This is a genomic window from Streptomyces sp. NPDC059142, assembly GCF_042755665.1.
In the GTDB taxonomy this organism is placed as follows: domain Bacteria; phylum Actinomycetota; class Actinomycetes; order Streptomycetales; family Streptomycetaceae; genus Streptomyces.
In genome coordinates, this window is record NZ_JBHZDA010000111.1 from 20919 (window position 1) to 23057 (window position 2139).

Here is a 2139-nt window from a genome sequence, read left to right on the forward strand (position 1 = left end):
GGGGGGGGGGGGGGGCGGCGGCGGGGGGGGCGGTGGGGCGAGGGGGGGGGGGGGCGGGGGGGGGGGGGGGTGGGGGGGGGCCCGGCCGCCCGGCGGCACGTGTGCCGCCGGGCGCCGAACGCCGAACAGGGAGGCCGGGCGCTGAGCGGGGAGGCCGGGCGTTATCCGAAGAAGACGCCCGCCTCCGCGTACAGCTCGGGTCCGACCGTCTTGAGCCGCGCCGTCGCCTCCGCCATCGGGACGCGCACGATGTCCGTGCCGCGCAGGGCGACCATCTTCCCGTAGTCGCCCTCGCGCACCGCGTCGATCGCGTGCAGCCCGAAGCGGGTGGCCAGCCAGCGGTCGAAGGCGCTCGGGGTGCCGCCGCGCTGGACATGGCCGAGCACGGTGGTGCGGGCCTCCTTGCCGGTGCGCCGTTCGATCTCCTTGGCCAGCCACTCGCCGACGCCGGAGAGCCGGACGTGCCCGTACGAGTCCAGCGAGCCGTCCTTGAGGACCAGGTCGCCGTCCTTGGGCATCGCGCCCTCCGCGACGACGACGATCGGCGCGTACGACGCCTTGAAGCGGGAGGTCACCCAGGCGCAGACCTGGTCGACGTCGAAGCGCCGCTCGGGGATGAGGATGACGTTCGCGCCGCCGGCCAGCCCGGAGTGCAGGGCGATCCAGCCGGCGTGCCGGCCCATCACCTCGCAGACCAGGACGCGCATATGGGACTCGGCGGTGGTGTGGAGCCGGTCGATGGCCTCGGTCGCGATGCCGACGGCGGTGTCGAAGCCGAAGGTGTAGTCCGTCGCCGACAGGTCGTTGTCGATGGTCTTGGGCACGCCGACGCAGGGGACCGCGTACTCGTCGGAGAGCCGGGACGCCACCCCGAGGGTGTCCTCGCCGCCGATCACGACGAGCGCGTCGACGTCCGTCGCCGTCAGGGTCTCCCTGATGCGGCGGACGCCGTCCTCCTCCTTGAACGGGTTGGTGCGTGAGGAGCCGAGGATGGTGCCCCCGCGCGGCAGGATGCCGCGCACGGTGGGTATGTCGAGCCGTACGGTGTCGCCGTCCAGCGCGCCGCGCCAGCCGTCCCGGAAACCGGTGAAGGCGTAGCCGTACTCCTGGACTCCCTTGCGCACGAGAGCGCGGATGACCGCGTTGAGCCCGGGGCAGTCGCCGCCGCCCGTCAGCACTCCGACCCGCATGAAACACGTCCCTTCGCCAGGAGGGGTGATTCAGGTCACTCCGGCATGGTGCACAGGGGCGGTCCCGTTGCACCAGAGGGGCGACGGCACTGTTTCGCGGCCGGGCGGCCGGGCGCGGAGAGGAGCGACGGCGGACGGCGGGCGACGGGCGGCCGGGCCGGCGGGGCGGCGGCGGGCGACGGGCGGAGGGGCCGGGGCCCGCGGGCGGATCAGATGTCGTCGAGGCCGCGCTCGATCGCGTACCGCACCAGCTCGACCCGGTTGTGGAGCTGGAGCTTGCCGAGGGTGTTCTGGACGTGGTTCTGCACGGTGCGGTGCGAGATGACCAGCCGCTCGGCGATCTGCTTGTACGAGAGGCCCTTGGCGACCAGCCGCAGCACCTCCGTCTCGCGGTCGGTCAGTTCGGGCGCCCTCGGTTCGTCGGCGGCGGCCGGCGCGGGCTCCGAGGCGAGCCGGCGGTACTCCCCCAGCACCAGGCCCGCCAGGCCCGGGGTGAAGACCGGGTCGCCCCCGGCGGTGCGGCGTACGGCGTCGGTCAGCTCCTCCGTACTGGCGGACTTGAGCAGATAGCCGGTGGCGCCGGACTTGACCGCCTCCAGCACATCGGCGTGCTCCCCGCTGGCGGAGAGCACCAGGACGCGCAGCCTGGGGAGGGAGCCGACCAGCTCCTTGCAGACCTGCACGCCGGGCATGCCGGGCAGGTTGAGGTCCAGGACGAGCACCCGCGGGGTGGTGGCGCGGGCGCGGCGCACCGCCTGGGGACCGTCCCCCGCGGTGGCGACGACGTCGAAGCCCGCCGCTTCCAGGTCGCGGGCGACGGCGTCGCGCCACCTGGGGTGGTCGGCGCCCCCCCGAACCCCGATCGGCCCCCCGCCCGCCCCCCCCGGGCCCGCCCGTCCCCGTCCGGTCGCCGGGCCCCCCGGGGCCACCGGGCTCCGCGCGCGCAACG

The 2139-nt window shown here is 75.2% G+C and carries 2 protein-coding genes; both read right to left on the reverse strand.

Features of this window, described 5'->3' with window-relative positions:
- Positions 1-161 precede the first annotated feature (161 nt).
- Entirely contained in the window at positions 162-1190 is a 1029-nt protein-coding gene (locus ACFXPK_RS28650) for a 6-phosphofructokinase (protein ID WP_385079978.1), read from the reverse strand.
- A gap of 209 nt (positions 1191-1399) precedes the next feature.
- Positions 1400-2053 carry a response regulator gene (locus tag ACFXPK_RS28655; protein WP_385079980.1) on the reverse strand — a complete coding sequence of 218 codons (654 nt, stop codon included), beginning with the start codon at positions 2051-2053 and terminating at the stop codon, positions 1400-1402.
- Positions 2054-2139: the final 86 nt, after the last annotated feature.

Excerpts from the sequence above, each read along its gene's own strand:
- ACFXPK_RS28650 (WP_385079978.1), bottom strand. The coding sequence starts at position 1,190 with ATGCGGGTCGGAGTGCTGACGGGCGGCGGCGACTGCCCCGGGCTCAAC.